Raw genomic sequence first — 23,910 nt, forward strand, 5'->3', positions numbered from 1 at the left:
CGGCAGATGGATGACGACGACGTCGATCTCGACTTCCTACGACGATCTGCGCGAGAGTTCCTAGCCGAGCGCGGCGAGAAGCATTCGATCCAGGACGTCGCTGCGATGGATTGGATCGGGTTGTTGGTCGATGAGGACCTGTCGGGCTCGGGGTGGCGCCCGGTTGAGAGCTGCGTGATCGCCGAAGAGCTCGGTAGGGCGCACGACCGCACGCCATGGCTAGGCTCGGCCGTCGCTGCTGCCGCGATGGCCACCGCGCCTGACCAATTGCGTGAGCGCTGGCTGCCCGCTCTGCTCAAGGGGGCGAAGGTCGGAGGTTTCGCGGTGGCGCCCTCGAGCGGGACGCAGTTCCCGACGGTCCGCGTCATCGACGGCGATTCGGTGGACATCCTCGTGATCGCGACGACGAACGGCCTCGAACTGTTCGAGGCGGCGCAGGAGCTGCCCCGCCGCCCTGACCGAGAGTCGCTCGACGTCGAGCGAACGAGCTGGTGCATCGATGTCTCCGCCGCGACCGGCATTCAGCTCGGTGACGCTGCGCGCGCCTCCGAGTTGCGGGTCGTGGCCCAGCTGTTGATCAGCGCTGACGCGCTCGGGGCGCTGTCGCAGGCCGTAGAGCGGCTGACGGACTACTTGCGGTCGCGGGTGGCCTTCGGTGCGCCGATCGCCAGCTTTCAGGCCATCCAGCACCGATTGGTGGACTTGGTGGTGTTGGAGGCGAAGGCGCGCGCGATCGTCATGAAGGCCGCGCGGACGGCGGCCCAAGGGCATGGCGCCGAAGCGCTCGCCGCGGCCGCCCACGCCTTCGTCGCGGCGAAGGTCACCGACGCCGTCGATGAGTGCATGCAATTGTCCGGGGGTATCGGCTTCACTTGGGAGTACCCGTTGCATCACGAGCTTCGTCGGGCGTCCGTCGACGCCTGGCTGTTCGGCACCGCGCGAGCTAGCCGGGCGCTACTGGCCGAGGTGTCCGGATGGTGAGCAGTCAGCGGCCGCGGCCCAGCAACCGGGACCTGGACGCATTCCGCGACCGGGTGCGCACCTTCATTGCGGACAACGCGCCGCCGATAGTGGCTCGCGAGGGATGTCGTGCTCCGGACGACGCGCGCGAAGAGGCTCTGCTGCGAGCGTGGTTGGGCTCGTTGTACGCCGAAGGGTTCGTCGGTGGCGACTGGCCGGTGGAGCACGGCGGCCGGGCGGACCACCATCCGCTGCACGATCGCATCGTCAGCGAGGCGATCCTGCGCGCCCGCGCGCCCAGGCCGATCGACCAGAGCAACCTGGCCGCACACGTGCTGCTGCATTTCGGGTCCGAACCGCAGAAGGTCGCCTACCTACCGTGCATCCGGCGCGGCGAGCACGTCTGGTGCCAGTTGCTCAGCGAACCCGATGCCGGCAGTGACATCGCCGGGGTACGCACACGCGGCACCGCCCACTCCGACGGGACCTGGACGCTCGACGGGCAGAAGATCTGGATCACCGACGGCCACTGGGCGAACATGGGCCTGGCGTTGGTCCGAACCGATCCCGGGTCTGTGCGACATCACGGGTTGACCATGTTCCTGGTGCCCATGTCCGCCGACGGAGTCGACGTTCGTCCGATTCGGACACTGGGTGACTCGATCGAGGTCAACGAAGTCTTCCTCAACGACGTGCAGCTGCCCGGCGAATCGGTGGTTGGCGAAGTCGGGCAAGGCTGGTCGATCATCATGGCGGGACTGGAATTCGAACGATTCAGCATCGGCGGAAACGTCGCACTGCTGGATCTGCTGGTGGAGGATCTGATCATGGTCGCCCGGCACCTGGAGGTCGACGGAGGTCCTGCTCTCCAACTCGCCGACATCCGGCAGCAGATCGCCGAACTGGCCGTCGAGGCGGAGGTTGCCAAGGCGTTCATCGACGATCACGTCGAGCGAATGATCGTGGGCGCCGACGCCGAGGGAGACGCAGCGATCGCGAAGATCAGCTTCGCCGAGACCTATCACACGGTGGCCGCCTTCGGTGCGGCCCTCGCGTCGTCGGCGATCTCCGCGTTGGACGAGAACAGCGAGGTGTCGCATGCGCGAGACCGGTTGCGGGAGTGTTGGCTGTGGTCGCGCGCGTACACCGTGTCGGGGGGAAGCTCGGAAGTGATGCACAACATTCTGGCGAAGCGTCGGCTGCGGCTGCCGAGCTCGTGACAACCGAGCCTGGGACCTACTGGCAGTTGATTTCAGGAGCGGCCCAGCTCGATCCGAACAGGCCGCTTCTCGTCGACCAACACGGGCGCAGCCTCACCACCGGCGAGTTCCATGACGCCGCGTGCGCATGTGCCGCGGCGTTCGCCGAAACCGGGATCGGCGCGGGAAGCGTTGTGTCGTGGCAGCTTCCCACCACTCTCGAGGCCTTGGTCGTCATGGCGGCCTTGGCGCGCCTTGGTGCCGTGCAGAACCCGATCGTGCCCATCCTGCGGGAGCGCGAGGTCGGTTTCATCACCGATCAGGTGGCGACCGAGTTCCTGCTAGTGCCGGAGTCGTGGCGCGGATTCGCCCATGGTCAGTTGGCGCGCGCGCTGTCCGTGCAGCAGGGTTTCGAGGTCGTCATCGTCGATCACGAGGCGGTGCCCACCGCGGGTGCCCTCCGATTGCCGAGCGGTGACGTCGGGGCACTGCCGGAGCCGCCTGCTCCGAGCAATGCGGTTCGCTGGATCTACTACTCGTCTGGGACCACCGCCGCGCCCAAGGGCGTTCGCCACACCGACGGTTCGGTGATGGCGAGTTCGTCCGGTGTCGTTCGACTGGTCGGCTCCCACGCCGACGACGTCAACCCCGTTGCGTTCCCCGTCTCACACATCGGCGGTGCCACCATGTTGGCGAGTTGTCTGCTGACGAATATGAGGCTCACGCTGTTCGAGGCGTTCGACCCGGAGACAAGCCCATTCGCCATCGCGGCACAGCACCCCACGTTCCTCGGCAGTGCGACCCCGTTCTACGTGGCGTTCTTGGCAGCCCAACGAGCCCATGGCGATGAGCCGTTGTTCCCGGCGCTGCGTGCGTGCTTGGCCGGTGGCGCGCCGATCACCCCTGAGCTGGGACGCCAGGTGAGAGAAACGTTCAACGTGGCGGGCATCGCGAACTCGTGGGGACTCACCGAGTTTCCGGTCGCGACGTCGCCAGCGATCGATGACGGCCCACAGGTGCTCGACTACACCGTCGGGGCTCCGGTGAATGGCGTGACCGTGCGCGTCGTCGACGCCACCGGTGACGAGGTCGGCGTTGGACAGGAGGGCGAGTTGCGGCTCAAGGGCCCGCAGTGCTTCGCAGGATATGTCGACGACTCGTTGAACGCGGCCGCCTTCGACGACGAAGGATGGTTTTGCACAGGCGATTTGGGCATGGTCGACTCCGATGGCTACGTCCGGATTACGGGTCGCATCAAGGACGCCATCATCAGAAACGCAGAGAACATCTCGGCGCTGGAGGTGGAGAACGTCCTCGCGACACATCCGGGTGTCGCCGACGTCGCGGTCATCGGAGTGCCCGACCTACGCACCGGCGAACGAGTCTGCGCAGTGGTCGTACCCGTGCCCGGCAGCGCCGTGTCGTTGCAGTCGCTCGTCGAGCACTGCTCCACGCATGGCTTGAGTCGGCACAAGCATCCGGAGCGGGTGGAGCTCGTGGACGCGTTGCCGCGCAGCCTCGTCGGGAAGGTGCTCAAGAAGGAGCTGCGCGCGACCTTCCGGTGATCCCCGCATGCCCGCGTGACGGGATGCTCACGGCTCGGCGGTGATCCGCTCAGCCAACGCGACCAAGTCGCGCTTGACCACTTTGCCGACCTCGTTGCGGGGGAGCGCTTCCACGTCGACGATGCGCGTCGGAATCCGGTAGGGCGTCAGACGTTCGCGACACCAAGCCACCAACTCGGCGTCGTTCGGTCCCTCGTCACCACGGACCACGAAGGCCCATGGCACCTCGCCCAGACGGTCATCGGGGACGCCGACCACCGCTACATCGCGGATACCGGGTGCCGCGATGAGCACGTCCTCGACCTGTCCGGGAAACACCTTGAGCCCGCCGCGGTTGATCATGTCCGAGACACGTCCATCGAGCCACAGGAAGCCGTCCTCGTCGAACCAGCCGAGGTCGCCGGTGTGAAACCAGCCGTCGTCGGTCAGCCGATCATGGAAGGCCGGATCGAGTTTGCGTGCGGCGGTCGTCGGGGTGCGCACCAGGATTTCGTCGGCGACCACCGAGACGTCGATTCCCGCCAGTGGGCGACCGACCGAGCCAAGCTTGTCTTCGCCGAAGGCCCTGGCGTCGGCGGCGTTCCAGCCGACGACTTCGCCGCCCAGCTCCGTCTGCCCATAGGAGTTGAGCACGACGACGCCGAATCTGTCCTTGAAGCGGCGGCCCTGCACCGGCGACAGCGGAGCGGTGATACTCCGCACGATCCGCAGCGGAGCCAGCTCGGTCACGTCTTCGTCCTGCAGAATCATCGTCAGCGCAGCGGGCGGAAGAACCGTCGACTTGATCTGGTAGCGCCGCACCAGCGTGGCGAACGACTGTGGCGAGAAGCGGTCCATCAGAACGACTCCCGCGCCGGCGCGAAACGCGAACAGGATCTGGTAGATGCCCGCCCAGAGCGAGAGGGAGACGGGGACGACGTTGGGCATCGGGGCCTTGTCGGCAACTCGGGCGCGGTTTCCGCGGAGCGTCGCGAGCAGCCGGTCGATGAGATCCAGAACGGTTGCGTGGCGCAGTGGTACGGGTTTGGGCCGTCCGGTGGTTCCCGACGTGAACTGCAGCAGCGCGACGCCGTCATCGTAGGAGCGCAGCTCCCCCGGCGGTTCAGACGATGGGTGCGCGGCCCAGCCGAGGTCGTCCGCGGTGATGACGTGAAGTCCGCGGTGTTGGTAGGTGTCGAAGCGGTGTGCGAGTGCGGCTGTCGTGATCACCGCCGCTGGGCGCAGCGTCTCGAGGAGGTCCTCGAGTTCGTGATCGACCGTGCGTGGATTGAGCGGGGTGTACACGCCGTTGGCGCGCCAGGTGCCGAAGAGCGCTGCCACGGTGGTCGGTTCGTTGGGAAGCATGGCGGCCACGACCTGCCCTGGCAGTAGGCCCAGTCCCTGGAGGATCGTCCGAAGCTCGTCGGCGCTGCTGACGAGCGCCGCGCGGCCGACGGTGTCGTCGAGGGTGTGAACCGCGTCGTCCGGTATCCCATCGAGTAGCTCCACGAGATTCATGGCGTGGGGCCCAACGGTTGCCACTCCGGGGCGCGCTTCTCGGCGAATGATCGAGGTCCTTCTTCCTGATCGGGGTGCCCCCACATCGAGGTGAGGTGGTCGGCACCTACCTTGCAAGCGTCGGTCAGGCCATGTTCGAGTGCGCCCCAGAGCGCGCGTTTCGTCGCTCGCATCGCAGCTGGTGAATTGCGCGCCACCTTCTCTGCGAGTTCTTGCGCGACCTCGCGGAGCCGCTCCGGCGGGTCGACGACCTGGCTGATCATGCCGAGCTCGTACGCGCGCTGGGCGGTGAGCCTCTCGTGGCTACCGACGAGCGCCATGCGTAACACCGCCTCGGCGGGCATCTTTCGCATGAGTGCGATGGTCTCCAGCGCGCTGACGTGTCCGATCGATACGTGCGGGTCGACGAACGTCGCGTTAGACGAGGCGATGACGATGTCGGCATCGGCGACCCAGTGGAGGCCGCCGCCCGCGCACACGCCGTTGACCGCGGTGATCACGGGTTTGCCGACGTTCATGTGCCACGACGTGAGGCCGAGGTCGAGGGTTCGCACCGTCTCCTCGAACTGCAGAATGGCATCGCCGTCCATGTCGGACATGTCGGCGCCCGTCTGGAATGCGCGTCCATTGCCGGTGTGGACGATGACGATGACGTCTGGGTCGGAGTCCAGTTCGGTCCAGGCCCGCCGGAATTCCTGACGCATCAGGGCGTCGTACGCGTTGAGTCGTTCTGGCCGATTGTTGATGATCCATCCGACCGGCCCGCGACGCTCGACGATCAGGCGCTCGTAGGGGTTGCCCTGCTCTGGTGTCGTCATCGTGCCTCCACTGTCACGCCGCTGTTGAGGGGTTGCCACTGGGGTGGTCGCTTGGCAAGGAATGCGCGCGGGCCCTCGGTCTGATCGGGATGGCCGCGCATGTCGGTGACGAAGGCCCAGCCGGCGCGGCGAGCATCCGCCAGGCCGACCTCCAGCGACGTCCACAGCGCCTTCTTTGTTGCCCGCATCGCGGTAGGGGAGTTCGCTGCCACCGCCGTGGCCATCCGTAGCGCGGCGGCTCGGAGTTGGTCGGGGGCCACGATTTCTCCGACGATTCCGACTTCGTAGGCCCGTTGCGCCGTCAGCCGTTCGGTACTGCCCGTCAACGCCATTCGGGTGATCGCCTCCATCGGTGAGGTGCGCATCAGGGTGATCGCCTCGTAGGCCACGGCTTGTCCGACGGAGACGTGGGGGTCGACGAAGGTGGCGGTGTCTGCGGCAATGACGATGTCGGCGTCGGCGACCAAGTGCAGACCGCCGCCGGCGCAGACCCCGTTGACGGCGGCGATCACCGGCTTCCACACATCGCATTGCCATGAGGAGATGCGCAGCTGGGCATCGCGGGTCCGGCGCGAGTGCCGGCGCATCGCGTCCTTGTCGCGGGCGATCTGCGCCAGATCCATTCCCGTACAGAAGGACCTGCCGTTCGCGGTGTTCACGATGACCCGGACGGCGGGGTCCGCATCAAGCTCGGCCCACGCGGACTCGAGTTCATCGAGCATCAATGCGTCGAAGGCATTGCCGACCTCGGGGCGGTTCAGGATCAGCCACCCGATCCCGTCGGTGACTTCGACGCTCAGTCGCTGGTATTCGGTCATGACCGTGGCACCTCTTTCCACGGTGCGCCCTTCCAGGGATCGGGCTCCCTTGGCAGGCCGAGCACCCGCTCGCCGAGGATGTTCTTGTTGATATCGGTTGTCCCGCCCTCGGTTCCGTTGGCGAGGCTGCGCATCATGCCGCGGACTTCACGGGGTAGGGCATCCGCGTCGTCGGCGGCGGGCCATGCGAGCGCGCGGGTGCCCAGCAAGTCGACCATCAAATCCTGGATCTGCTGGTTCAAGGTCGCCTGGTGGACCTTGCCGATGGACGAGGCCGCCCCGGGGGACTGTCCGGTTGCCAGCGCCGACCGGACGCGCTCATTGGTCCAGCCCCGAGTGAGCTCCTCTGCCCACAGCGTCATGACCTTCTGCCGCACGACCGGGTCGTCCCACCGACCGTTCTCGCGGGCCACCTCGATGAGCCGCTCGGCGCTGGACCCGCCAAGGCGCCCGATCCCACCGGAGCCCGTACCGGAGACCATCTGACGCTCACTCGCGAGCGTCGAGGCGCTAACCGTCCAGCCGTCCCCGATGCCGCCAACGCGGTTGGTGTCGGGCACCAGCGCTTCGTCCAGGAAGACTTCGTTGAACTCCGTCTCGCCGGTGACTTGCCGCAACGGTCGGACCTGAACGCCGGGTTGGTGCATGTCCAGGATTAGGTACGTGATGCCTGCGTGCTTTGGCTGATCGGGATCGGTGCGGGCCAACAGCATTCCAAAGTCCGCGGTGTCCGCTGACGTGGTCCAGACCTTCTGCCCGGTCACGACCCAGTCGGCGCCGTCGCGCACCGCGCGCGTCGCGAGCGACGCCAAGTCCGAGCCGGCGCCGGGCTCGCTGAACAGCTGACACCACGACTGCTCGTTGCGCACGATGGGTGGCAGGAACCTGCCTCGCTGCTCTTCGCTCCCATGGCTGAACAGCGCGGCGGCAGCGTTGTGAAGACCTAGCTGGTTGAGCCGGTAGAGGTTGAAGGGCTCGAGCACGGTCTGCACCGCATCCGCCACGCGGGCGTGCACGCCCAACCCGCCGTGCTCCGGCAGCCATGTCGGCGCCACCAGGCCGGACAACGCGAAGGTTGGATACCAAGCTCGGTACTGCTCCGATGATCGGACGGCGCGAAGGGCGGCGGGGCCATGCCGCGCCGCCGCGCGCCATTCTCCAGGAAGCTCGACTTCGACCCAGGCCGAGACGGCGGCGACGGCATCGTCGAGGTCGGTGTCGGGGTGGATCTGGATGCGGCTCATCGGCCCTGAAACAGCGGTGCCCGCTTCTCGCGAAAGGCGGTCAAGCCCTCCCGGAAGTCGTCACTGCGGCTCGAAAGCTCCAGCGCCAACGCTTCGTTCTGCAGGTGGCGGTCTAGGTCGAGCCCATTTCCGCTGTGCAGCAACCACTTTGTGAGACCGAGAGCGACCGTCGGTCCAGATGTCAATCGGGTGACGAGGTCGTCAGCCGCCGCACTCAGCTCGGCAGAAGGATAGGCGCCGTGGATGATGCCCCACTCGGCCGCCGTCGCACCGCTCAATTCCTCGCCCAGCATCAACAGCTGCCGGCTGCGCACCAGCCCGATGAGCCGCGGCAGCAACCAGGCGGCGCCGCTGTCAGGGGTGAAGCCCCTCGCCATGAACGGCTCCCACAGACGCGCGTCGTCTGCCGCGACACAGAAGTCTGCTGCCAGCGCAAGGTGAAACCCGAGGCCGGCAGTCCACCCTTGGACGACGCAGACGATCGGGGTCTGGACTTCCGTCATCAGGGGGATGAGGCGATTGGCCTTGCTGGGCAACCGACGCTGCATGCTGCCCACTCGCGGCTTGCGCGCCGTGGTCGCATTCCGCGCGATGAGATCGGCGCCCGCGCAAAAGTCGGGACCAACGGCGTCAATGCGGATGGCCCGAACCTGCTCGTCCTGCCCAGCCGCCTCGACATGGCTGATGAGTGCGTCGAGCATGACGTCGTCCACGGCGTTGCGCTGGGCCGGCCGATCGAGGGTCAGGTGCAGCGTTGGCCCGTCGAGCGCCGCGATCAGGCCGGGCACGGTGTCGTACGTCATCGCCTTGGCTACCTGCCCGCGAAGTCGGCGGCAACGGCGCCGAGAAGTTCGTGAAGGCTGCTCGCACCACCTGGCGGATCCGGCAACTTCACCGGCCCATGCTCGTGGCTCGGCAGCAGAATGGTTGCCTGGCCCGGAGCGGTGACGTCGCCGCGTTGATTCGTCGCTGACAGACTGACGTCCACTGCCGGACGCCCACCGTCGGCGAGGTACTTGCGGATTACCGTGCCGCGCAACGTCTGTAGGTCACCGACGTAATTGAACAAGCGGAACTCGCAATCCAGCTTCCACAACCAGGCATCATCGCCCATCCAGTCGGTGCACAGGTGGATCAACCATGTCTCGCGCATCCGCCCGTAGTCGAATGTGTTGGGATTGCCTGCTTCTCGCGCTGCCTCCGGATCCCAGTGGACGCGCTGTTGAACATCGGGGACGCCCTGCGAGTTGGGGCCGTAGAAGCGCGGGATCCGCTGCCGGTTCTGCCAGGCCAGCCGAAGTGGCCGCACGCCGTACATGCCGGTGCCCATCCCGACGTGCCAACAGACCATGTCGGTAACGGTCAGTGGGCCCTTCGTCAACGGGCCGATGTCGTCGCCTTCTTGGACGTCCTCCCAATTGCGGGGCTTCTCACCCCGCGGCTGCTCGGCGGCATAGAGCTCGTCGATCGCCGCCAGCTCGTCGGGAGTCCAGGTCTTGAGTTCGACCGCAGCATTCTTCTTTCGCTCCCGCGCCTTGGTCCGCTCGGTGCGAATCATGTTGCGGTATTGCCCACCCAGGATCGTGCCGTCCTCGTCGGCGAATACCTGGGCGGACCACTCGTGTACGGCTCGCCCTGCGAAGTCGCTCGCCTTGTCCAGGGCGGCGACGAGCGCGTTGCGGCGAAAGACCCGCTTGTTGGGACGCAACGGCGCCCACCACTCGCGCGATGAGGATGCGTAGAACGCGTGAACGCCCCGCAACGGATCGCCTTTGGTGAGCGCGCGGTCCTCGTCGGACAGTGACGTCACTTCGTCCTCACCGACCAGCGTGTCGCCACCGATGAGCGCCGGCGGAGCGATGGTGCCCTGCCAGCGGGACTTCGCCGCGTACTCCGCATCCGACCACAGCGGGTTGGGGTCACCGTAGCTCTCCGCCACGTGGCGGAAGGCATCGTCGTTTGGGCGGTAGTAGTGCGGCGGCTGGGTATGAGGGACGGCGATACCGATGGTGGCTCTTAGCCGGGCGACACCCTCGTCGGTGATCCGTCCCGACTCAGCCATCCCACACACTCCTCTTCACGCCACGACGTAACCTACGGAAACACGATACCCGAATATGAGAACGAACATTTACAGGAGGTGGACTCCATGTCAATAGAAGCGCTGGGGATGACGAAGTCGGTCGACGCGCGGGGAGTCGGGGTGCTGACCATTGCCCGCCCGGAAGCGGCCAACTCGCTGACACCGCAGACACGTGATGCGCTCGCTGACGCCTTCGTCGAGTTCAGTGGGTCCCCGGAGGTGCGTGCGATCCTGCTGCGCTCGACCGGTGACCGGCACTTCTGCACCGGCGCATCGCTGTCGCCGTCGTCGGCCGCACCCGCACCGACAGAGCCTGCGCGGAGGGTCGGGGACGTCGCTCGCATGCTGCAGCAGGGTTGGCAGCGTCTGATCGCATCGATTCTGGACTGCGAGAAGCCGGTGGTTGCGGCCGTACAGGGCACTGCGGCCGGAGCTGGAGCCAGCCTGGTGCTGGCCTGCGATCTGGTGGTGATGTCGCAAACCGCCAACCTCGTAGAGGTTTTCGTGCGTCGGGGCATCCTGCCCGACGCGGGGGCGGTGCACTTGCTGACCAGGGTCGTTGGCCTACGGCGTGCGACGGAGCTGCTGCTGCTCGGCGACGCCGTCGACGCCGAAACGTGTGAGCGATTCGGCATCGTGAACCGCGTGGCGTCTCCCGAAACGCTGGCCGGAGTCGCCGACGAGCTCGTCGGCCGGCTCGCGCAGGGGCCAACGATGTCGATGGCCATGACCAAGAAGCTTCTGCTGGTCGCCTCGGAGTCGGATCGCAACCGTGCCTTCGAACAGGAGGCATCGGCGCAGGAGTTGGTTGCGGGGACGCATGACCATGGGGAGGGAATCGCTGCGTTCGTGCAGCGCCGACCACCGCAGTTCCGCGGATACTGAGCTCAGCCTGCGAGGCCGCCACGAATCGTGAAGCGGCCGCTATCGTCGATCGTCGCGATGGAGGCCGCTACCGACTCGGGTGTCAGGCCGACATCCTCCACCCCCGCGGTAACGCCGATGAACACTCTTTTGACCATGCCACCGCCGACCGAGTAGATGTGCGCGGTTCGGTCGCAGCTCTCGTGCGCCAGGTAGATCACCACCGGTGTCACCAGTTCAGGATCCAGCTTGGCCGCGGCTTCTCCCATGATGGCTTCGGTCATCCGAGTGCGGGCGATGGGTGCGATCGCGTTGATGGCGATGCCGTTTCTTGCGCCCTCGATCGCCAGGACGTTCATCATGCCGATGAGTCCCATCTTCGCCGCTCCGTAGTTCACCTGGCCGAAGTTGCCGAAAAGGCCGCTGCCCGAGGATGTCTGGATGATCCTTCCGTAGTTCTGCTCGCGCATTATCGGCCATACCGCGCTCGTGAGATTGAAGGAGCCCTTGAGATGCACCTCGACTACGGCGTCGAACTGATCAGCAGTCATGTTCTTGAAGGCGGCGTCCCGCAGAATCCCGGCGTTGTTGACGAGGATGTCCACGCGGCCGAAGTTGTCCATCGCGGTCTTGACGATCGCCTGACCGCCCTCCGGCGTTGCCACGGAATCGCTGTTCGCGACCGCAGAGCCGCCAGCTGCCGTGATCTCGTCGACGACCGCGGATGCCGCCGAGGTGGAGCCACCGGTGCCGTCGACGGAGCTACCCACGTCATTGACCACGACGTGGGCGCCTCGCCGCGCCAGCTCAAGTGCGTGACAGCGTCCGAGACCGCCCCCGGCGCCGGTCACGATGGCGACCTTCTGATCGAAAATCATCGTTTCCATGAATGAGACACTACATTTACAGAAGTAAGAATGTCACTGACGCGAAGGGGCGGCATGAACACGGCGCCTAGCCTGCTAGATCAAGCCAACAAGCGCGCCGACGCGCTGCGAGCCGGCTACCGGGCAGCCGGATTCTGGTCGGCCAGTCCAATGGATACCGTTCGTTCGGCCGCGCTGCGTGACGCAACTGCGACCGCTGTGATCACCCGTACCGAGACGCTGAGCTACGGCGAGCTCGATCATAGAATCGATCGGGCTGCGCTGGCGCTGAAGTCATTTGGGGTTACGGCCGATACCCCGGTCCTCCTCGCGATCGGCAACGACGTCGATTCAGTGATCGCGGTGCACGCGGTCCTGAGGGTCGATGCCGTGGCGCTGCTCGCACCACTCAATGCCGGGCGCGCGCACCTCGCCGACATCGCCGCCGGCGCCTCCGCACAGGTGGGAGTCGCACCACGAAGCTGGCTCGCGACCACGGAGGGGGTCAACGAGATCTGCTCGTGGATCGACCTGGCCGGAGCAGCCGCCGAAGGCACCGCATCATCGGTGGCCTCCGTCGAATCTCGCCGAGCGGCGGACGCGCCGTCGCTGGTGCTCTACACCTCCGGTACCACCTCGAGGCCGAAGGGCGTCGTCCACTCCTTGAGCACGTTGGGGAAGGCGGCGACCAACCACATCGTCGCCGCGGGCCTCGATTCCGACGACAGACTATTCGTGGTGAGTCCGTTCGCTTCTGTCACCGGAGCGCTACAGGTGATGTTCATCGGTCCGATGTTGAACGCACCCGTGGTGTTGGAGGACAGCTTCAGCCCTGCGGCGACCGCCGAACTGCTCGCCTCGTCCGGCGGCACCTGGTTTGGCGGACCCGACCGCCTTCTCGACCGGATCTTGGAGGAAGCGGTCAAAGCAGGCCGACGAGTACCGCTCAGGGCGGCCTACGTTGGCGGGACGATGCTCGACAGGAGTGTCGTCGAACGAGTCGAGCGCGACTTCGGCATCGTCGTGATGCGCGCCTACGGGTCCTCGGAGGTGCCAACGAGCACCTCTGGATTGCGCGGAGACAGTGAGGAAATGCGGCATTCCTACGACGGAGTGCCACTCGATGACGTCGAGGTCCGGATCGGTTCGTCACTGGATCCAAACGAATGCTGTATCCGCGGCCCGCATGCCTTCCTGGGCTATACCGACCCAGAAGACGATGAACACGCCTATGAGCAGGGTTGGTTCCACACGGGTGACGTCGCCGAGCTCAACGAAGGGCGAATCCGCATCGTGGGCAGACTCCGCGACATCGTCATCCGCAATGGGCTCAAGATCCCCATCGCGGAGGTAGAGGACGCAATCAATGGACTGGGCGGCGTACGTCAATGTGCCGGCTATTCGGTGCCCGACGCGGTGACGGGGGAGCGCCTAGCCGTCGCCGTCGTGCTCGAAGCCCAAGCCGTGGTGACGTTCACCGCCGTCATCGAAAACCTGACGGCGGCGGGCCTGGCAAAGTACAAGCTGCCCGAGGAACTCGTCATCTGGGATGAGCCGCTGCCGACGAACGCCAACGGCAAGGTGGAACGAAACAAGCTGGAGGCCGGATCGCAACGCCACCCGCGCCTGCGTGCTCCACGGCTCGCCGAGCTCGAGGCCCTCGGCTAGTCCGGTTGCCACCCATCAGGGTGAAAAATGTGGTGCGTCAATCCGTTTGGCTTGTCTCGATAGGCCACTACGAGCTCGAGGTCCGCCCGGAGTTCGGCCACGGGGCAGCCCTCGATGATCGTCATCAACCGTGGTCCTTCGGCCAGCTCCACGATTGCCGCGACATAGGGGACCCGGTCGGCGAATGGAGGTCCGTTGCGATGTACGACACTCCACGTATAGAGCGTGGCGCGCCCGCTGGCTTGCTCGAGCTCGACATCCTCGCTCCAGCAGTGGGGGCAGAACGAGCGGGCGTACAGCGAAGGCTGTTCGCACGCGCGGCAGCGGTTGAACATCAACTCGTGGCGCCCTAGCGCTTCCCACCACGCAGCTGAGTCCTCGTCCGGGGTGGGGTCGTCTGCGGCTGTCCCGGCCGACATCACTGCCTGCCGAGAATCATCGTGGCGCTGTGGCTGAAGAAGCCGCCCATCGCACTGACGCAGGCCAGGTTTGCATCGGGTACCTGCCGCTCGCCGCATTCGCCTCGGAGCTGACGGACTGCTTCGACCATCAGGAACATTCCCCTCATTCCGGGATGGCATGCGGCGAGTCCGCCGCCATCGGTATTGATCGGCAGCGCGCCTCCCGGTCGAAGCGCGCCGGATTCGATGAACGCACCGCCCTCGCCCTTCTTGCAGAAACCCAGATCCTCCAGGATGAGCAGCACCGTCGAGGTGAATGAGTCGTAGAGCTGACATACGTCGATCTCCGCGGGTTCGACACCCGCCTTGCGGAACGCTTCGGCGCCCGACCTCGCTGCGGCCGACGTGGTGAGGTCGCTCCACTGACTCATGCTGACGTGAGATGCCGCGCTGCCGGTCCCGAGAATCCAGACGGGTTCCTTCGCGCAGTGGCGGGCGACGTCCTCGCTGGCGAGGACGACGGCACCCCCGCCGTCTGTACGTAGGCAGATGTGCTTGGTAGTGAAGGGATCGGCGACCATCGGAGCCGCGGCAACGTCTTCGATCGAGAGCCGCTCCCGTTCGAACGCATCCTCGTTCATGGCTGCCCACTCGTGGGCGGCCACCGCCACCTCGGCGAGTTGATCGGCAGTCGTCCCGAATTCGATCATGTGGCGACGGGCGACCATGGCGTACTTGGCCACCAGCGTGTGCCCGTACTGTGCTTCGAACTGCATCGGGCCCGAGGTAGGCATGACGGCCGTCGACGCGCGGAGCTGTCGCTTGACGTCGGAGCGTACGGTCGAGCCGTAGGTGAGCAGGGCGACGTCGAGCTCCCCGGTGGCGATGGCCGACGCGCAGTGCTGTGCCATCACCTCCCACGAGGAGCCGCCCACGTTCGTCGAGTCGATCCAGCTCGGCGTGAGCCCCAGGTGCTCGGCGACCTCGATCGGCGGCTGCACGACGCCGTGCGCACCGAAGCCCTGCACCGCACTCTTGGTGAGGCCGGCATCTTCGACGGCACGCCTGCTGGACTGCGCCATGAGCGCAACCGCGGTCTTGTCTGGGACCCGGCCGCAATCCGACAGAGCGGCCCCGACGATCGCAACCCTCCTGCTAGCCATGGGTACTATGGTTACCACATTTGAGAACGGCAGCGAGGTAAGAGTGGAAATCAGCGTTCTCGCTCAGCTATGGTGGGCTGATGGCCGGGTCTTTGAAGGCAGCGCTCACCCAGGACGAGCTCGTCCTGTGCCTGGCGCTGATCAACGCCCGCACGCCTGATGTTCCAGCGATCGCGGCAGCGTGCGGCTACGACGCCATCTACGTCGACCTCGAACACACCACCACGTCGGTGGAGACCGCGGGCATGTTGTGCGTCAGCGCCTTGGGTGCAGGCATCTCGGGGCTGGTGCGGGTGCCCTCCCAGGAGCCGACGTTGATCGCCAGGATCCTCGACAGCGGCGCCGTCGGAGTCATTGTCCCCCATGTGAACTCGAAGGCCGAAGCGGAGGGCGTGGTGCACGCCGCGCGTTTTCCACCGCTTGGGCACCGGTCGGCCGCCGGACCCAATGCGGTCAGCGGCTACGCGGCGTTGTCGCCCACCGACCTGACCGCCGTGCTGGAACGCGAGACCGTCGTCGCCGTGATGATCGAATCGCCGGACGGTGTCGAGGCCTGCGATGCCATTGCCGCCGTCGACGGTGTCGACATGATCGTCCTGGGCCCCAGCGACCTCACCGCCGAGCTGGGCATCCACGGCCAATACGAGCACGACCGCTTCCTGAAGGCCGTGGGCGCAGTGGCCGCCGCCTGCCGATCGCACGACGTCGCCTTCGGCATCGCCGGAATCAAGTCGGTCACCCAACTTCAGCACTTCGCAGACCTCGGGCTGAAGTTCATCAGCGCGGGCACGGATGTCGGAATGTTCACCCAGGCAGCCACCTCCCGTGCCCGCGAACTCCGCGGCCTCACCAGGCACCACGACACGCATTGAACTGTTGGCAACACCGATCACAGGAGGATCAGCGCAATGGCCACACCGATCTACCACGACACCGTTACCGGACCGATGGCCTGGACCGGAGCGGATCTCCCGACCAAGGAGGATGTGGCATTCGACCTGTCCTCGGCCAATGTCGCTGCGCTGCAGTCGATTCTGCATGCCACGGCAGGCAAGGACCGTGACGAGATCTCGCCAGCGGACGCCCGGCACCCCGACCTCGACGACGACCTCGCCCGGCTGTACCAGGAGCTGATGAATGGCAGAGGCGTCTGTGTCGTACGCGGTTTCCCCGTCGAGCAACACTCGATCGAAGAGTTGGAGCGCATCTACTGGGCCTTCTGCACGCACCTGGGCTACCTGGTCTCGAACAATTCCCTCGGCGACCGCATGGTGCGGGTGCAGGAAGAGGTGTTGCCTGGCGGCGTTCAGCCGGCGCGCGGCACGAAGTCAAGAGCCGAGCTCGCGATGCACAACGATGCCGCCGACATCTTGTCCCTGCTCTGCGTCTACCCGGCCGCAGAGGGTGGTGCGAGCCAGTTCGCCAGCGGCCCCGCCGCGCACAACACCATCCTCGCTGAACGCCCCGACCTGTTGCCCGTGCTCTACCGCGGCTTCCCCCATCATCGCCGCAGCGAGCAGTACGACGACCAGCCGGACATCACGCCCTACGAAGTCCCGATCTTCTCTCAGGTCGACGGCCGCGTCTGCATCAACTTCACCTACAGCAGCATTCTGCCGGCGATGCACGAGCTGGGTCGCGAGTTCACCGCGGAGGAGACCGAAGCCGTCGAACTGCTCAGGGAGGTCCTCATCCGCCAGCAGATCGAAGTCAGGCTGGAGTCCGGCGAGGCGGCGGTCGCGAACAACTTCGCGATGTGCCATTCGCGCTCCGACTTCGTGAGCAGTACCGACCCGAAGCGGACGCGGTGCTTCCTGCGGGCATGGATGGAGGTGCCCCTCGAGGATCGTCGGCTGCCGATCGGTCGCGAGTTCTTCCACATGGAGAACAAGGATGCGCGGCTGGGTTACGACACGATCCCAGGCCGCAGTCTCAAGGTCGCCCGCAACGACTACGCCAACGTCGATCCTGCGTTGGCTGAGATGTTCAAGGCTGCCCAGGCGAAGCCCAAAGTCGCAGGACGATGACCTCGAGCGTGCAACCACGGCTGGTCTACGAACGGTGGACAGACCCCGTCGCCGGGCAGATTCTTGCCGCCTCCCCGATTGACGTCGTCGCGCTGGACCTGGCTGCCGACACGGCCAAGGGCTGGGCGTCGTTGGAAGCCGCGCACGGCTACCAAGTCGCCACTCGCACCGACGTGGCCGGTGTCGCCGGGGGCGCTCAGTGGTTGGCCGGCGCCGACCTCGTCGCACGCTGCACGCAACTGCTCGCAGTGTGCTCGGCGGGCGCCGGCTATGACGTCATCGACGTCGAGGCTTGCACCCGAGCCGGAATCGCGGTGTGCAACAACTCGGGTCCGGGCGCGGAAGCCGTCGCCGAGCATGCGCTGGGGTTCATGCTCGATCTGGCCAAGAAGATCACCCTGTCTGATCGCGTGCTTCGTCGAGGGGACCTCGGCGATCGGCTGGTGCTACAGGGCAGTGAGCTGCTGGGCAAGACCGTCGGGATCGTCGGAATGGGCGCTATCGGCCGCCGACTGGTCGAGCTGTGCGCCCCGTTCAAGATGGACGTCCTGGTGCACGACCCCTACCTCGACGACGTCGCGGCCGAACGGAGCGGGGTCGAGCTGGTGGTGCTGGCCGAACTACTCGAACGCTCCGACTTCGTCCAGCTGAACTGTCCGCTGACCGCCGAGACCGAGGGCCTCATCGGTCGAGCCGAGTTCGCCTCGATGAAGCGCACCGCCTTCTTCATCACCACGGCACGTGGTCGCGTGCACGACGAAGCTGCCCTCTACGACGCGCTGGCAAGCGGTCAGATCGCAGGAGCGGGGATCGACGTCTTCCACGACGAGCCACCGAAATCCGACAACCCCCTGTTCGGGCTGGACAACGTGGTGGCGAGCCCACACACGGCCGGGATCACCGTGGAGGCCGCCCACCACATCGGGGTGGCCACCGCCACGCAGTGGCGGACCATCTTCGACGGAAAGCCGCCACCGCGCTTGATAAACCGCGACGTGTGGCCGCGCTATTGCGATCGATTCGACGACGTCTTCGGCTTCCGTCCGTCGGCGGATCCGCTGTGAGCGTGCCGCAAGCGAGTTATTCGACCATCGAGTTCGAGGTCCGGGATCGCACGGCGTGTGTGACCCTGAATCGGCCCGAGGTGCTCAACGCCATCAACAACCAGATGATCTCCGAGCTCGCCGAGGTCTACGCCACCATCGAGAAGTCAGCCGACATCTGGACGGTAATCATCACGGGTAACGGCCGGGCCCTGTGCGTCGGCGCCGACGTGAATCAGACCGTCGCCCACGACAACGAGTTCGCGATGGGCATCGACACCCAAGGTGACCCCTTGCTGAGCTCACTGCGCCAATTCGATGCGCCGCAGGAAGCGACACCACCGTGGCTGCAGATGACCAAGCCGATCATCTGCGCCGTGAACGGCATTGCCTGTGGCGCAGGTCTGGACCTCGTCACCATTGCCGATATCCCGATTGCCTCGGACCAGGCCACCTTCATGGATCCCCATACGAGCATCGGCCTCGCATCAGGGCGGGAAGCCGTCCGTCTCGCCCGGGTCCTGCCGTTGCCCGTCGCGATGCGCATGGCCTTGATGGGTCGACACGAACGACTGAGTGTGCAACGTGCGTACGAACTCGGGCTCGTCACCGAAGTGGTCGCTCACGACATGCTCATGGACCGGGCGTGGGAGATAGCTGAAACGCTCAACCGCAATGCCCCCCTTGCGGTTCGGGCAACGCGCATGGCAGTTCGCAAGGGTCTTACCCTGCCGATCTACGAGGCCGAGCTACTGTCGGAGAACTATCGAATGAAGGTGGCACTCACCCAGGACGCGGTGGAGGGACCCCGAGCCTTCGTCGAGAAGCGTGAACCGAACTGGAAGTCGGTCTGACTTCGCTCCGTCGCTCGCACCCCCGCGAGGTGGGGCGACGCGGCCCCACCTCGCGACGAGCTGAGTAAGCGGCCGCTACACGAGACCGAAGAATGTCTTCGCGTTGGTGGACAGCACCTTGCGCTTGGTTTCCTCGTCCAGGCCCTCGGTCGCCTTGTTGGCGACCTCGGTGCTCCGTGGCCAGTTGGTGTCGTTGTGCGGGTAGTCGGTTTCGAACATGAGCTGGTCGGTCCCGACCAGATCGAGCAACCGGAACCCGACCGGATCGCCGAAGGTGGAGAACCAGATGCGGCCGGGCACTTGACTGCTCGGCGGTTCCGTCAGCAGGGGATGAATACCGCCCCAGGCCCGACGGTCGTCCCAGACCTCGTCGACTCGCTGCAGGTAGTAGGGGATCCAGCCCGCTTGCGCCTCGGCGAACGCGATCTTGAGCTTGGGGAACTGAATGAGCTTGGCGGAGAACAGCCAGTCGACGAGCGCGATGGTGCAGTTGACTGCCATCAGCGCGCTGGTGACCACATGCGGAGAGTCGGGGGAGGACTTGGTGAGCGTGGAACTCGATCCGATGTGCAGCATGATGCCCACCTGGTTTCGCTCGCAGGCGGCGAAGAAGGGGTCCCAGTAACCGCTGTGGATGGACGGCAGGTCGAGCCGGGCGGGCAGCTCGGAGAAGCAGATGGCGTGCATGCCCTTGGCCGCCACCCTTTCGACCTCCTTCGCGGCGAGTTCGACGTCCCACAGCGGGATGATGCCGAGCGGGATCAGCCGACCGTTGGAGCCACCAGCCCACTCGTCGATCTGGAAGTCGTTGTAAGCCTGAACGCAGAGCAGGGCGAGATCCTTGTCCTTGCCGTGCAGGAAGCGTTGGCCGCAGAAGCGGACGAGGGTATTGGGGAAGCAGGCCGAGGCCTCGATGCCTGCGATGTCCATGTCGGCGAGCCGGTCCGCCGGACGGAAACAACCCGGACGCATCTCGTCGTAGGTGATTGGGTCGGTGGCCATCTCGTCGATTTCGTAGCCTGCGGCCGCACTGATGAGCGGGATCGGGATGATCGCGTCTTCGTAGTGCCAGATGTCCGCGGCACGACCGTCGGTGTCCTCGATGAACACGACGTCGGTCGTGACGGTGGGATCCATGCGCCCTCGGGTGCGAACGATCCGCGGCCCGATGTCCCGGTAGCGCTCGGGCAGGCGGCTGGTCCACAGATCGGCCGGCTCCACCAGGTGGTCGTCCGGCGAGACGATGGGGATGTCTACGGTCAACGCTCTACTCCTTCAACATGGGCCTGTCGGCTTCGGTATGTGGCGCACTCATTTCCACAAGCGAGAATGACCGTTTCCAGGCTACCTCATGGGACGGTCGGCCGCGGCATCGCAATCCGGATCCGGATGAATTCCCAGAGGGAGACAGGACGCCCCTAGTGACGTGCCTGACACGTGCCAGTAATGACCGCCGCCATGGTCGAGGCACCGTATGCTGAAACATGCAATACCAAGAACGGACAATGGTCGTACTCGAAACAGGAGGCGGGGACTCGCGTGCCTGAGAATGCAGCCGAGCGGACAGAACCCACACCGGAGCCGCCGGATACGGAGTGGCAGGAGCGCACCGTCGAACGCAGGCTGAGTTCGGCGCGCGCGCGGGCCCTGGCCCATAGCTCCCGCTTCCTTGCCGCTGCACTGGAACTCGTTCAGGAGACGGGTCGCGTCGACTTCACCGTGCAGAATCTCGTCGACCGATCGAAGCTCAGCCTGCGGTCGTTCTACCAGCACTTCGACGGCAAAGACGAGCTCCTGCTCGCGCTCTACGAAAACCTGACCCGGCAGTTCATCGCCGACATCCGCCATGAGGTGGGGGAGGCGAAGGAGCCGTTGGGCCAGCTGGAGGCCTTCTGTCGCGGCTTCCTGGCGCGTGCCTCGGAGTCGCGGTTCGCCGGCGGGCACGTGGTGACGATCTACCACCTCGGCCTGGAGATCGACCGGCCCGCCGACTTCGACAAGTTCTGGCAGCCGCAGATGCGGTTGCTCACTCAGATCTTGACTGCGTGCATCAAAGCCCGCGTCGTGCGTCATGACCTCACCGCAGCCCAGCTGACCATGCTGCTCAATTCGACCCTGCAGTCCTTGTCGCAGATCGGTGTCGTGCACACCCGGATCGAGGGCGGCGAACTCAGCGAAGACGAGATGTGGTCGTGGTGCCTTCACGCGGTGAGTCCGTACCCGCCGGCAACCGAGCTGGCGAGCCGACGGACGCCCACTCGACGCAGCGTCAAGGCTGTGAAAGCGGTCAAGGCCGTCAAGTCCACCCCGCCACGGGCGAAGGCCGCTACATCGCGGAAGAAGTCAACGGGGTAGTCCGAGTCCGCGCTCGGCAATGATGGATCGTTGGATCTCGCTCGTGCCTGCGTAGATGGTGGTACCCAGTGAGAACCGCATGAGTTGCTCAAACCGTCCGTGCTGGGGAGCCGACGGGTCGAAGTAGCTCCGCAGCGCGTCCGCGCCCACGAGTTCGTTGATGTCCTGCGCGGCGCGTTCGAGCGCTTCGGTGCTGAACAGCTTGGACATCGGGCCCTCCGCGGTTGCAGTCAGGCCCTGCTCGCCCATCCAGACGCCGCGCCGTTCCAGCAGTGTCGATACCTCGAGATCCATTGCGACCCTGGCCAATCGGCGGCGCACGTCGGGATCGGCGAGGCGAGGTGTCGCGGTGTCATCGAGCGCCGTACTCGCCCACTGCTGTGCATGGTCCAAGAGTCGCGCGATGTGTTGGCCCCACCCCGACGCATGCTCGTGCTCCAGTGACAACAGCAGCACCTGCCATCCTCGGTCGACCTCGCCGATGCGCCACGTGTCGCTGATCCGAACGTCGGAATAGAACGTGATATTGGTGCGCTCGCCCGATAGCGTCCAGACTCCCTGCGCCTCCACGCCATGATCGCGTAGCGGCACCAGGAACATCGTGAGGCCTTTATGTTTGGCAACCGTGGGATCCGTGCGCGCCAACAGGAAGACATAGTCCGCGATGTGACCGTTCGTAGTGAACATCTTGGAGCCGTTGATGATCCAGTCATCGCCGGCTCGCACAGCGCGGGTTGCCGCGGCGGCAACGTCGGACCCGCACTCGGGCTCGGTGAACCCCAGCGCGATGGTGGTTTCGCCGCGGAGGGCACTCGCGAGGACCTGTTGGTGCAGGGGGGTGCCGATATCGTGAATGATCGCGGCGACCATCTTCGTCGTCTCGATCAGGTAGATGGGTGCTTCCGCGCGCATGAGTTCTTCGTGGAATGCCTGAAGCTCCATCGCGCTGCGCTGCTGGCCACCAAATTCTTCGGGATACTCGGGAGCCAGCCAGCCCTTGGCGGCGAGGCCTTTGGCGAATTCGGCGTCATGGGAGACGCCGGTGCGATAAACCCGTTCCTCGAGTTCGAGTGTCATCACGGTGTCGAGGTGGGCGCGTATCTCGGCGCGGAACTCCTCTGCCGCGGGGCCAAGTTGGAAGTCCATGTCAGCTACCGGACCGCTGCGGCGTCGTCGCCACGCACCGGTGGGCATTGCGGGGGAGGGGGTCAAAGCGCCGGCCGTTCATGAACCGTCCTAGGATCGTCGATGTCGAGAGTATCTATTCTCGTTTATGAGAGTGTAGTTTTGTCCCGAAGAGTCTCGACGAGGAGGGTCCATGTCAGTCGCGGAGCACGCAGCCACACCGTCGGCGGTGAATGCTCGGCAAGCTCGCCTGCCGAGTCCGATGCGCGCGTCCTGCGGCGCCCGACCGGTCGCGTAGTCATGGACCTTCGGCTGTCCGATGAGCAGCAGCAGCTGGTGGAGGCATTTCGGGCGCTGTACGCCCGGGAGTCCTCCTGCGAACGGGTGCGCGCGGCCGAGCCCACCGGATTCGACGCGACGTTGTGGCGAGTGCTGGTTGCCAGCGGTGTGGTGGAGATGGCCGTCGGCGAGGCCCACGGCGGCTGGCAAGCCTCCGACCTCGATCTCGCCCTCGTCGCCGAGCAGCACGGTCGCGCGGTGGCGGCCGCGCCGTTGATCGAGGCTCAGACCGCCGCCAAGTTGCTGGCTGGGTGCAGCGACGGTGGAAACCGGCCTGCGGCAGACACATTGGCGACAGCGCTGGCCGGGGAGACGTTGATCACGTTCGCGCCCCGGGCATCCCGCGGCGGCCGTCTCGAACTCCTACCTGCCGGCGCGGTGGCCGATGCAGCGGTGGCCATGGTGGGCGACCGAGTGGTGCTGGTCGAGCTGACTGAGAATCGAGTGCCGGTGGAGAACCTGGGCTCGATGCCGCTGGCCGACGTCGACGTGCCTCCTGGCGCCGCCGTACTGGCCGAGGGAGAGAAGGCGAGTCAGCTGTTCTCTGACGCGGTGGACCATTGGCTCCTGCTGACCGGTGCAGCGCTGGTCGGCATCGCCGCGCGTGCGGTCGAGCTGGGCGTTTCCTACGCTCAGCAGCGACACGCCTTCGGCAAGCCGATCGGGTCGTTCCAGGCGGTGTCCCACCCGCTCGCCGACAGCGCCACCGCGGTCGACGGTGCTCGCTTGTTGGCCTATCGGGCTGCCTGCGCGGTGGTAGACCAGCCGCAGCGGGCCAGTGAGCTCGCGGCGATGGCCTTCGTCTTCGGCTACGAGACAGCACGCGATGCCACCTACCGCAGCCTGCACATTCACGGCGGCTACGGCTTCATGATGGAACAGGACGTCCAGCTCTACTACCGGCGGGCCCGCGGCTGGGCCAACGTATTCGCCGAACCCGGCGCGGTGCTCGAGCGAGTGGCAGATCGGCGTTACGGCACCGTCGCGAGCTGACCGCAGCAGGGGCGTGCGCGCCACCCCT

General features: G+C 65.9%; 22 protein-coding genes. 11 read left to right on the forward strand and 11 right to left on the reverse strand.

The annotated features are described in order from the left end of the window. Nucleotides 1-6: 6 nt before the first annotated feature. The 3 genes from SLQ33_RS08170 to SLQ33_RS08180 are packed head-to-tail and all read left to right on the forward strand — an operon-like array spanning nucleotide 7 to nucleotide 3,724. Nucleotides 7-981, forward strand: coding sequence for an acyl-CoA dehydrogenase family protein (locus SLQ33_RS08170; RefSeq protein WP_319453322.1), 975 nt, complete (start codon nucleotides 7-9; stop codon nucleotides 979-981). Continuing rightward, on the forward strand, nucleotides 978-2,180 hold the full coding sequence (locus SLQ33_RS08175) for an acyl-CoA dehydrogenase family protein (protein WP_413467626.1): 1,203 nt from the start codon (nucleotides 978-980) through the stop codon (nucleotides 2,178-2,180). The genes SLQ33_RS08170 and SLQ33_RS08175 overlap by 4 nt, the downstream gene beginning before the upstream one ends. Continuing rightward, on the forward strand, nucleotides 2,177-3,724 hold the full coding sequence (locus SLQ33_RS08180; RefSeq protein ID WP_319453324.1) for a class I adenylate-forming enzyme family protein: 1,548 nt from the start codon (nucleotides 2,177-2,179) through the stop codon (nucleotides 3,722-3,724). Before SLQ33_RS08175 ends, SLQ33_RS08180 begins: the two co-directional genes overlap by 4 nt. 27 nt (nucleotides 3,725-3,751) lie before the next feature. Here the strand turns inward: SLQ33_RS08180 and SLQ33_RS08185 are convergent, their stop codons facing one another. The 6 genes from SLQ33_RS08185 to SLQ33_RS08210 are packed head-to-tail and all read right to left on the reverse strand — an operon-like array spanning nucleotide 3,752 to nucleotide 10,163. Further along, the gene (locus SLQ33_RS08185) at nucleotides 3,752-5,221 is read right to left on the reverse strand and encodes a long-chain fatty acid--CoA ligase (RefSeq protein ID WP_319453325.1); all 1,470 of its coding nucleotides are present in this window, start codon (nucleotides 5,219-5,221) and stop codon (nucleotides 3,752-3,754) included. After that, nucleotides 5,218-6,039, reverse strand: coding sequence for an enoyl-CoA hydratase/isomerase family protein (locus SLQ33_RS08190; protein WP_319453326.1), 822 nt, complete (start codon nucleotides 6,037-6,039; stop codon nucleotides 5,218-5,220). Before SLQ33_RS08190 ends, SLQ33_RS08185 begins: the two co-directional genes overlap by 4 nt. Further along, nucleotides 6,036-6,857: an enoyl-CoA hydratase/isomerase family protein gene (locus SLQ33_RS08195; RefSeq protein ID WP_319453327.1), complete on the reverse strand. Its 822-nt coding sequence runs from the start codon at nucleotides 6,855-6,857 to the stop codon at nucleotides 6,036-6,038. Before SLQ33_RS08195 ends, SLQ33_RS08190 begins: the two co-directional genes overlap by 4 nt. Further along, nucleotides 6,854-8,101, reverse strand: coding sequence for an acyl-CoA dehydrogenase family protein (locus tag SLQ33_RS08200; RefSeq protein ID WP_319453328.1), 1,248 nt, complete (start codon nucleotides 8,099-8,101; stop codon nucleotides 6,854-6,856). The genes SLQ33_RS08195 and SLQ33_RS08200 overlap by 4 nt, the downstream gene beginning before the upstream one ends. Continuing rightward, the gene (locus SLQ33_RS08205) at nucleotides 8,098-8,904 is read right to left on the reverse strand and encodes an enoyl-CoA hydratase/isomerase family protein (RefSeq protein WP_319453329.1); all 807 of its coding nucleotides are present in this window, start codon (nucleotides 8,902-8,904) and stop codon (nucleotides 8,098-8,100) included. The genes SLQ33_RS08200 and SLQ33_RS08205 overlap by 4 nt, the downstream gene beginning before the upstream one ends. Before the next feature lie 8 nt (nucleotides 8,905-8,912). After that, nucleotides 8,913-10,163: a hypothetical protein gene (locus SLQ33_RS08210; protein WP_319453330.1), complete on the reverse strand. Its 1,251-nt coding sequence runs from the start codon at nucleotides 10,161-10,163 to the stop codon at nucleotides 8,913-8,915. Between the two features lie 87 nt (nucleotides 10,164-10,250). Here SLQ33_RS08210 and SLQ33_RS08215 point away from each other — a divergent pair, with 87 nt between their 5' ends. Further along, nucleotides 10,251-11,069, forward strand: coding sequence for an enoyl-CoA hydratase/isomerase family protein (locus SLQ33_RS08215; RefSeq protein ID WP_319453331.1), 819 nt, complete (start codon nucleotides 10,251-10,253; stop codon nucleotides 11,067-11,069). A 2-nt stretch (nucleotides 11,070-11,071) separates the two neighbouring features. Here the strand turns inward: SLQ33_RS08215 and SLQ33_RS08220 are convergent, their stop codons facing one another. After that, nucleotides 11,072-11,935: an SDR family NAD(P)-dependent oxidoreductase gene (locus SLQ33_RS08220; protein ID WP_319453332.1), complete on the reverse strand. Its 864-nt coding sequence runs from the start codon at nucleotides 11,933-11,935 to the stop codon at nucleotides 11,072-11,074. Nucleotides 11,936-11,989: 54 nt separating this feature from the next. Here SLQ33_RS08220 and SLQ33_RS08225 point away from each other — a divergent pair, with 54 nt between their 5' ends. Next, complete coding sequence (locus tag SLQ33_RS08225) at nucleotides 11,990-13,582, forward strand: class I adenylate-forming enzyme family protein (RefSeq protein WP_319453333.1); 1,593 nt, start codon at nucleotides 11,990-11,992, stop codon at nucleotides 13,580-13,582. Here SLQ33_RS08225 and SLQ33_RS08230 read toward each other — a convergent pair. After that, on the reverse strand, nucleotides 13,579-14,001 hold the full coding sequence (locus SLQ33_RS08230; RefSeq protein ID WP_319453334.1) for a Zn-ribbon domain-containing OB-fold protein: 423 nt from the start codon (nucleotides 13,999-14,001) through the stop codon (nucleotides 13,579-13,581). The two genes, SLQ33_RS08225 and SLQ33_RS08230, sit on opposite strands and share 4 nt — an antisense overlap. Beyond that, a complete protein-coding gene (locus SLQ33_RS08235; RefSeq protein WP_319453335.1) occupies nucleotides 14,001-15,146 on the reverse strand; it encodes an acetyl-CoA acetyltransferase in 1,146 nt (381 codons plus the stop codon). Before SLQ33_RS08235 ends, SLQ33_RS08230 begins: the two co-directional genes overlap by 1 nt. An 80-nt stretch (nucleotides 15,147-15,226) precedes the next feature. Between SLQ33_RS08235 and SLQ33_RS08240 the strand changes: the two genes are divergently transcribed. Genes SLQ33_RS08240 through SLQ33_RS08255 form a run of 4 tightly spaced genes read left to right on the forward strand, consistent with a single transcriptional unit; the run spans nucleotide 15,227 to nucleotide 19,070 of the window. Continuing rightward, nucleotides 15,227-16,018 (forward strand): HpcH/HpaI aldolase family protein, encoded by a 792-nt coding sequence (locus SLQ33_RS08240; protein ID WP_319453336.1) that lies wholly within the window; start codon nucleotides 15,227-15,229, stop codon nucleotides 16,016-16,018. Between the two features lie 36 nt (nucleotides 16,019-16,054). After that, nucleotides 16,055-17,173: a TauD/TfdA family dioxygenase gene (locus SLQ33_RS08245; protein ID WP_319453337.1), complete on the forward strand. Its 1,119-nt coding sequence runs from the start codon at nucleotides 16,055-16,057 to the stop codon at nucleotides 17,171-17,173. After that, nucleotides 17,170-18,237 (forward strand): hydroxyacid dehydrogenase, encoded by a 1,068-nt coding sequence (locus SLQ33_RS08250; protein ID WP_319453338.1) that lies wholly within the window; start codon nucleotides 17,170-17,172, stop codon nucleotides 18,235-18,237. The genes SLQ33_RS08245 and SLQ33_RS08250 overlap by 4 nt, the downstream gene beginning before the upstream one ends. A 2-nt stretch (nucleotides 18,238-18,239) precedes the next feature. Beyond that, nucleotides 18,240-19,070 carry an enoyl-CoA hydratase/isomerase family protein gene (locus SLQ33_RS08255; RefSeq protein ID WP_319453817.1) on the forward strand — a complete coding sequence of 277 codons (831 nt, stop codon included), beginning with the start codon at nucleotides 18,240-18,242 and terminating at the stop codon, nucleotides 19,068-19,070. Nucleotides 19,071-19,145: 75 nt separating this feature from the next. Here the strand turns inward: SLQ33_RS08255 and SLQ33_RS08260 are convergent, their stop codons facing one another. Continuing rightward, nucleotides 19,146-20,333: an amidohydrolase family protein gene (locus SLQ33_RS08260; RefSeq protein WP_319453339.1), complete on the reverse strand. Its 1,188-nt coding sequence runs from the start codon at nucleotides 20,331-20,333 to the stop codon at nucleotides 19,146-19,148. Between the two features lie 276 nt (nucleotides 20,334-20,609). On the opposite strand from SLQ33_RS08260, the gene SLQ33_RS08265 reads away from it, so the two are divergent. Further along, entirely contained in the window at nucleotides 20,610-21,425 is an 816-nt protein-coding gene (locus tag SLQ33_RS08265; protein WP_319453340.1) for a TetR/AcrR family transcriptional regulator, read from the forward strand. On the opposite strand, the gene SLQ33_RS08270 is transcribed toward SLQ33_RS08265, so the two are convergent. Further along, nucleotides 21,414-22,571, reverse strand: a complete 1,158-nt coding sequence (locus tag SLQ33_RS08270; protein ID WP_319453341.1) for an acyl-CoA dehydrogenase family protein — start codon at nucleotides 22,569-22,571, stop codon at nucleotides 21,414-21,416. The genes SLQ33_RS08265 and SLQ33_RS08270 overlap by 12 nt on opposite strands. A gap of 279 nt (nucleotides 22,572-22,850) precedes the next feature. Here SLQ33_RS08270 and SLQ33_RS08275 point away from each other — a divergent pair, with 279 nt between their 5' ends. Continuing rightward, nucleotides 22,851-23,882 carry an acyl-CoA dehydrogenase family protein gene (locus SLQ33_RS08275; protein ID WP_319453342.1) on the forward strand — a complete coding sequence of 344 codons (1,032 nt, stop codon included), beginning with the start codon at nucleotides 22,851-22,853 and terminating at the stop codon, nucleotides 23,880-23,882. Nucleotides 23,883-23,910: the final 28 nt, after the last annotated feature.

The organism is Mycobacterium sp. RTGN6 (assembly GCF_033804605.1).
Classification (GTDB): Bacteria; Actinomycetota; Actinomycetes; order Mycobacteriales; family Mycobacteriaceae; genus Mycobacterium.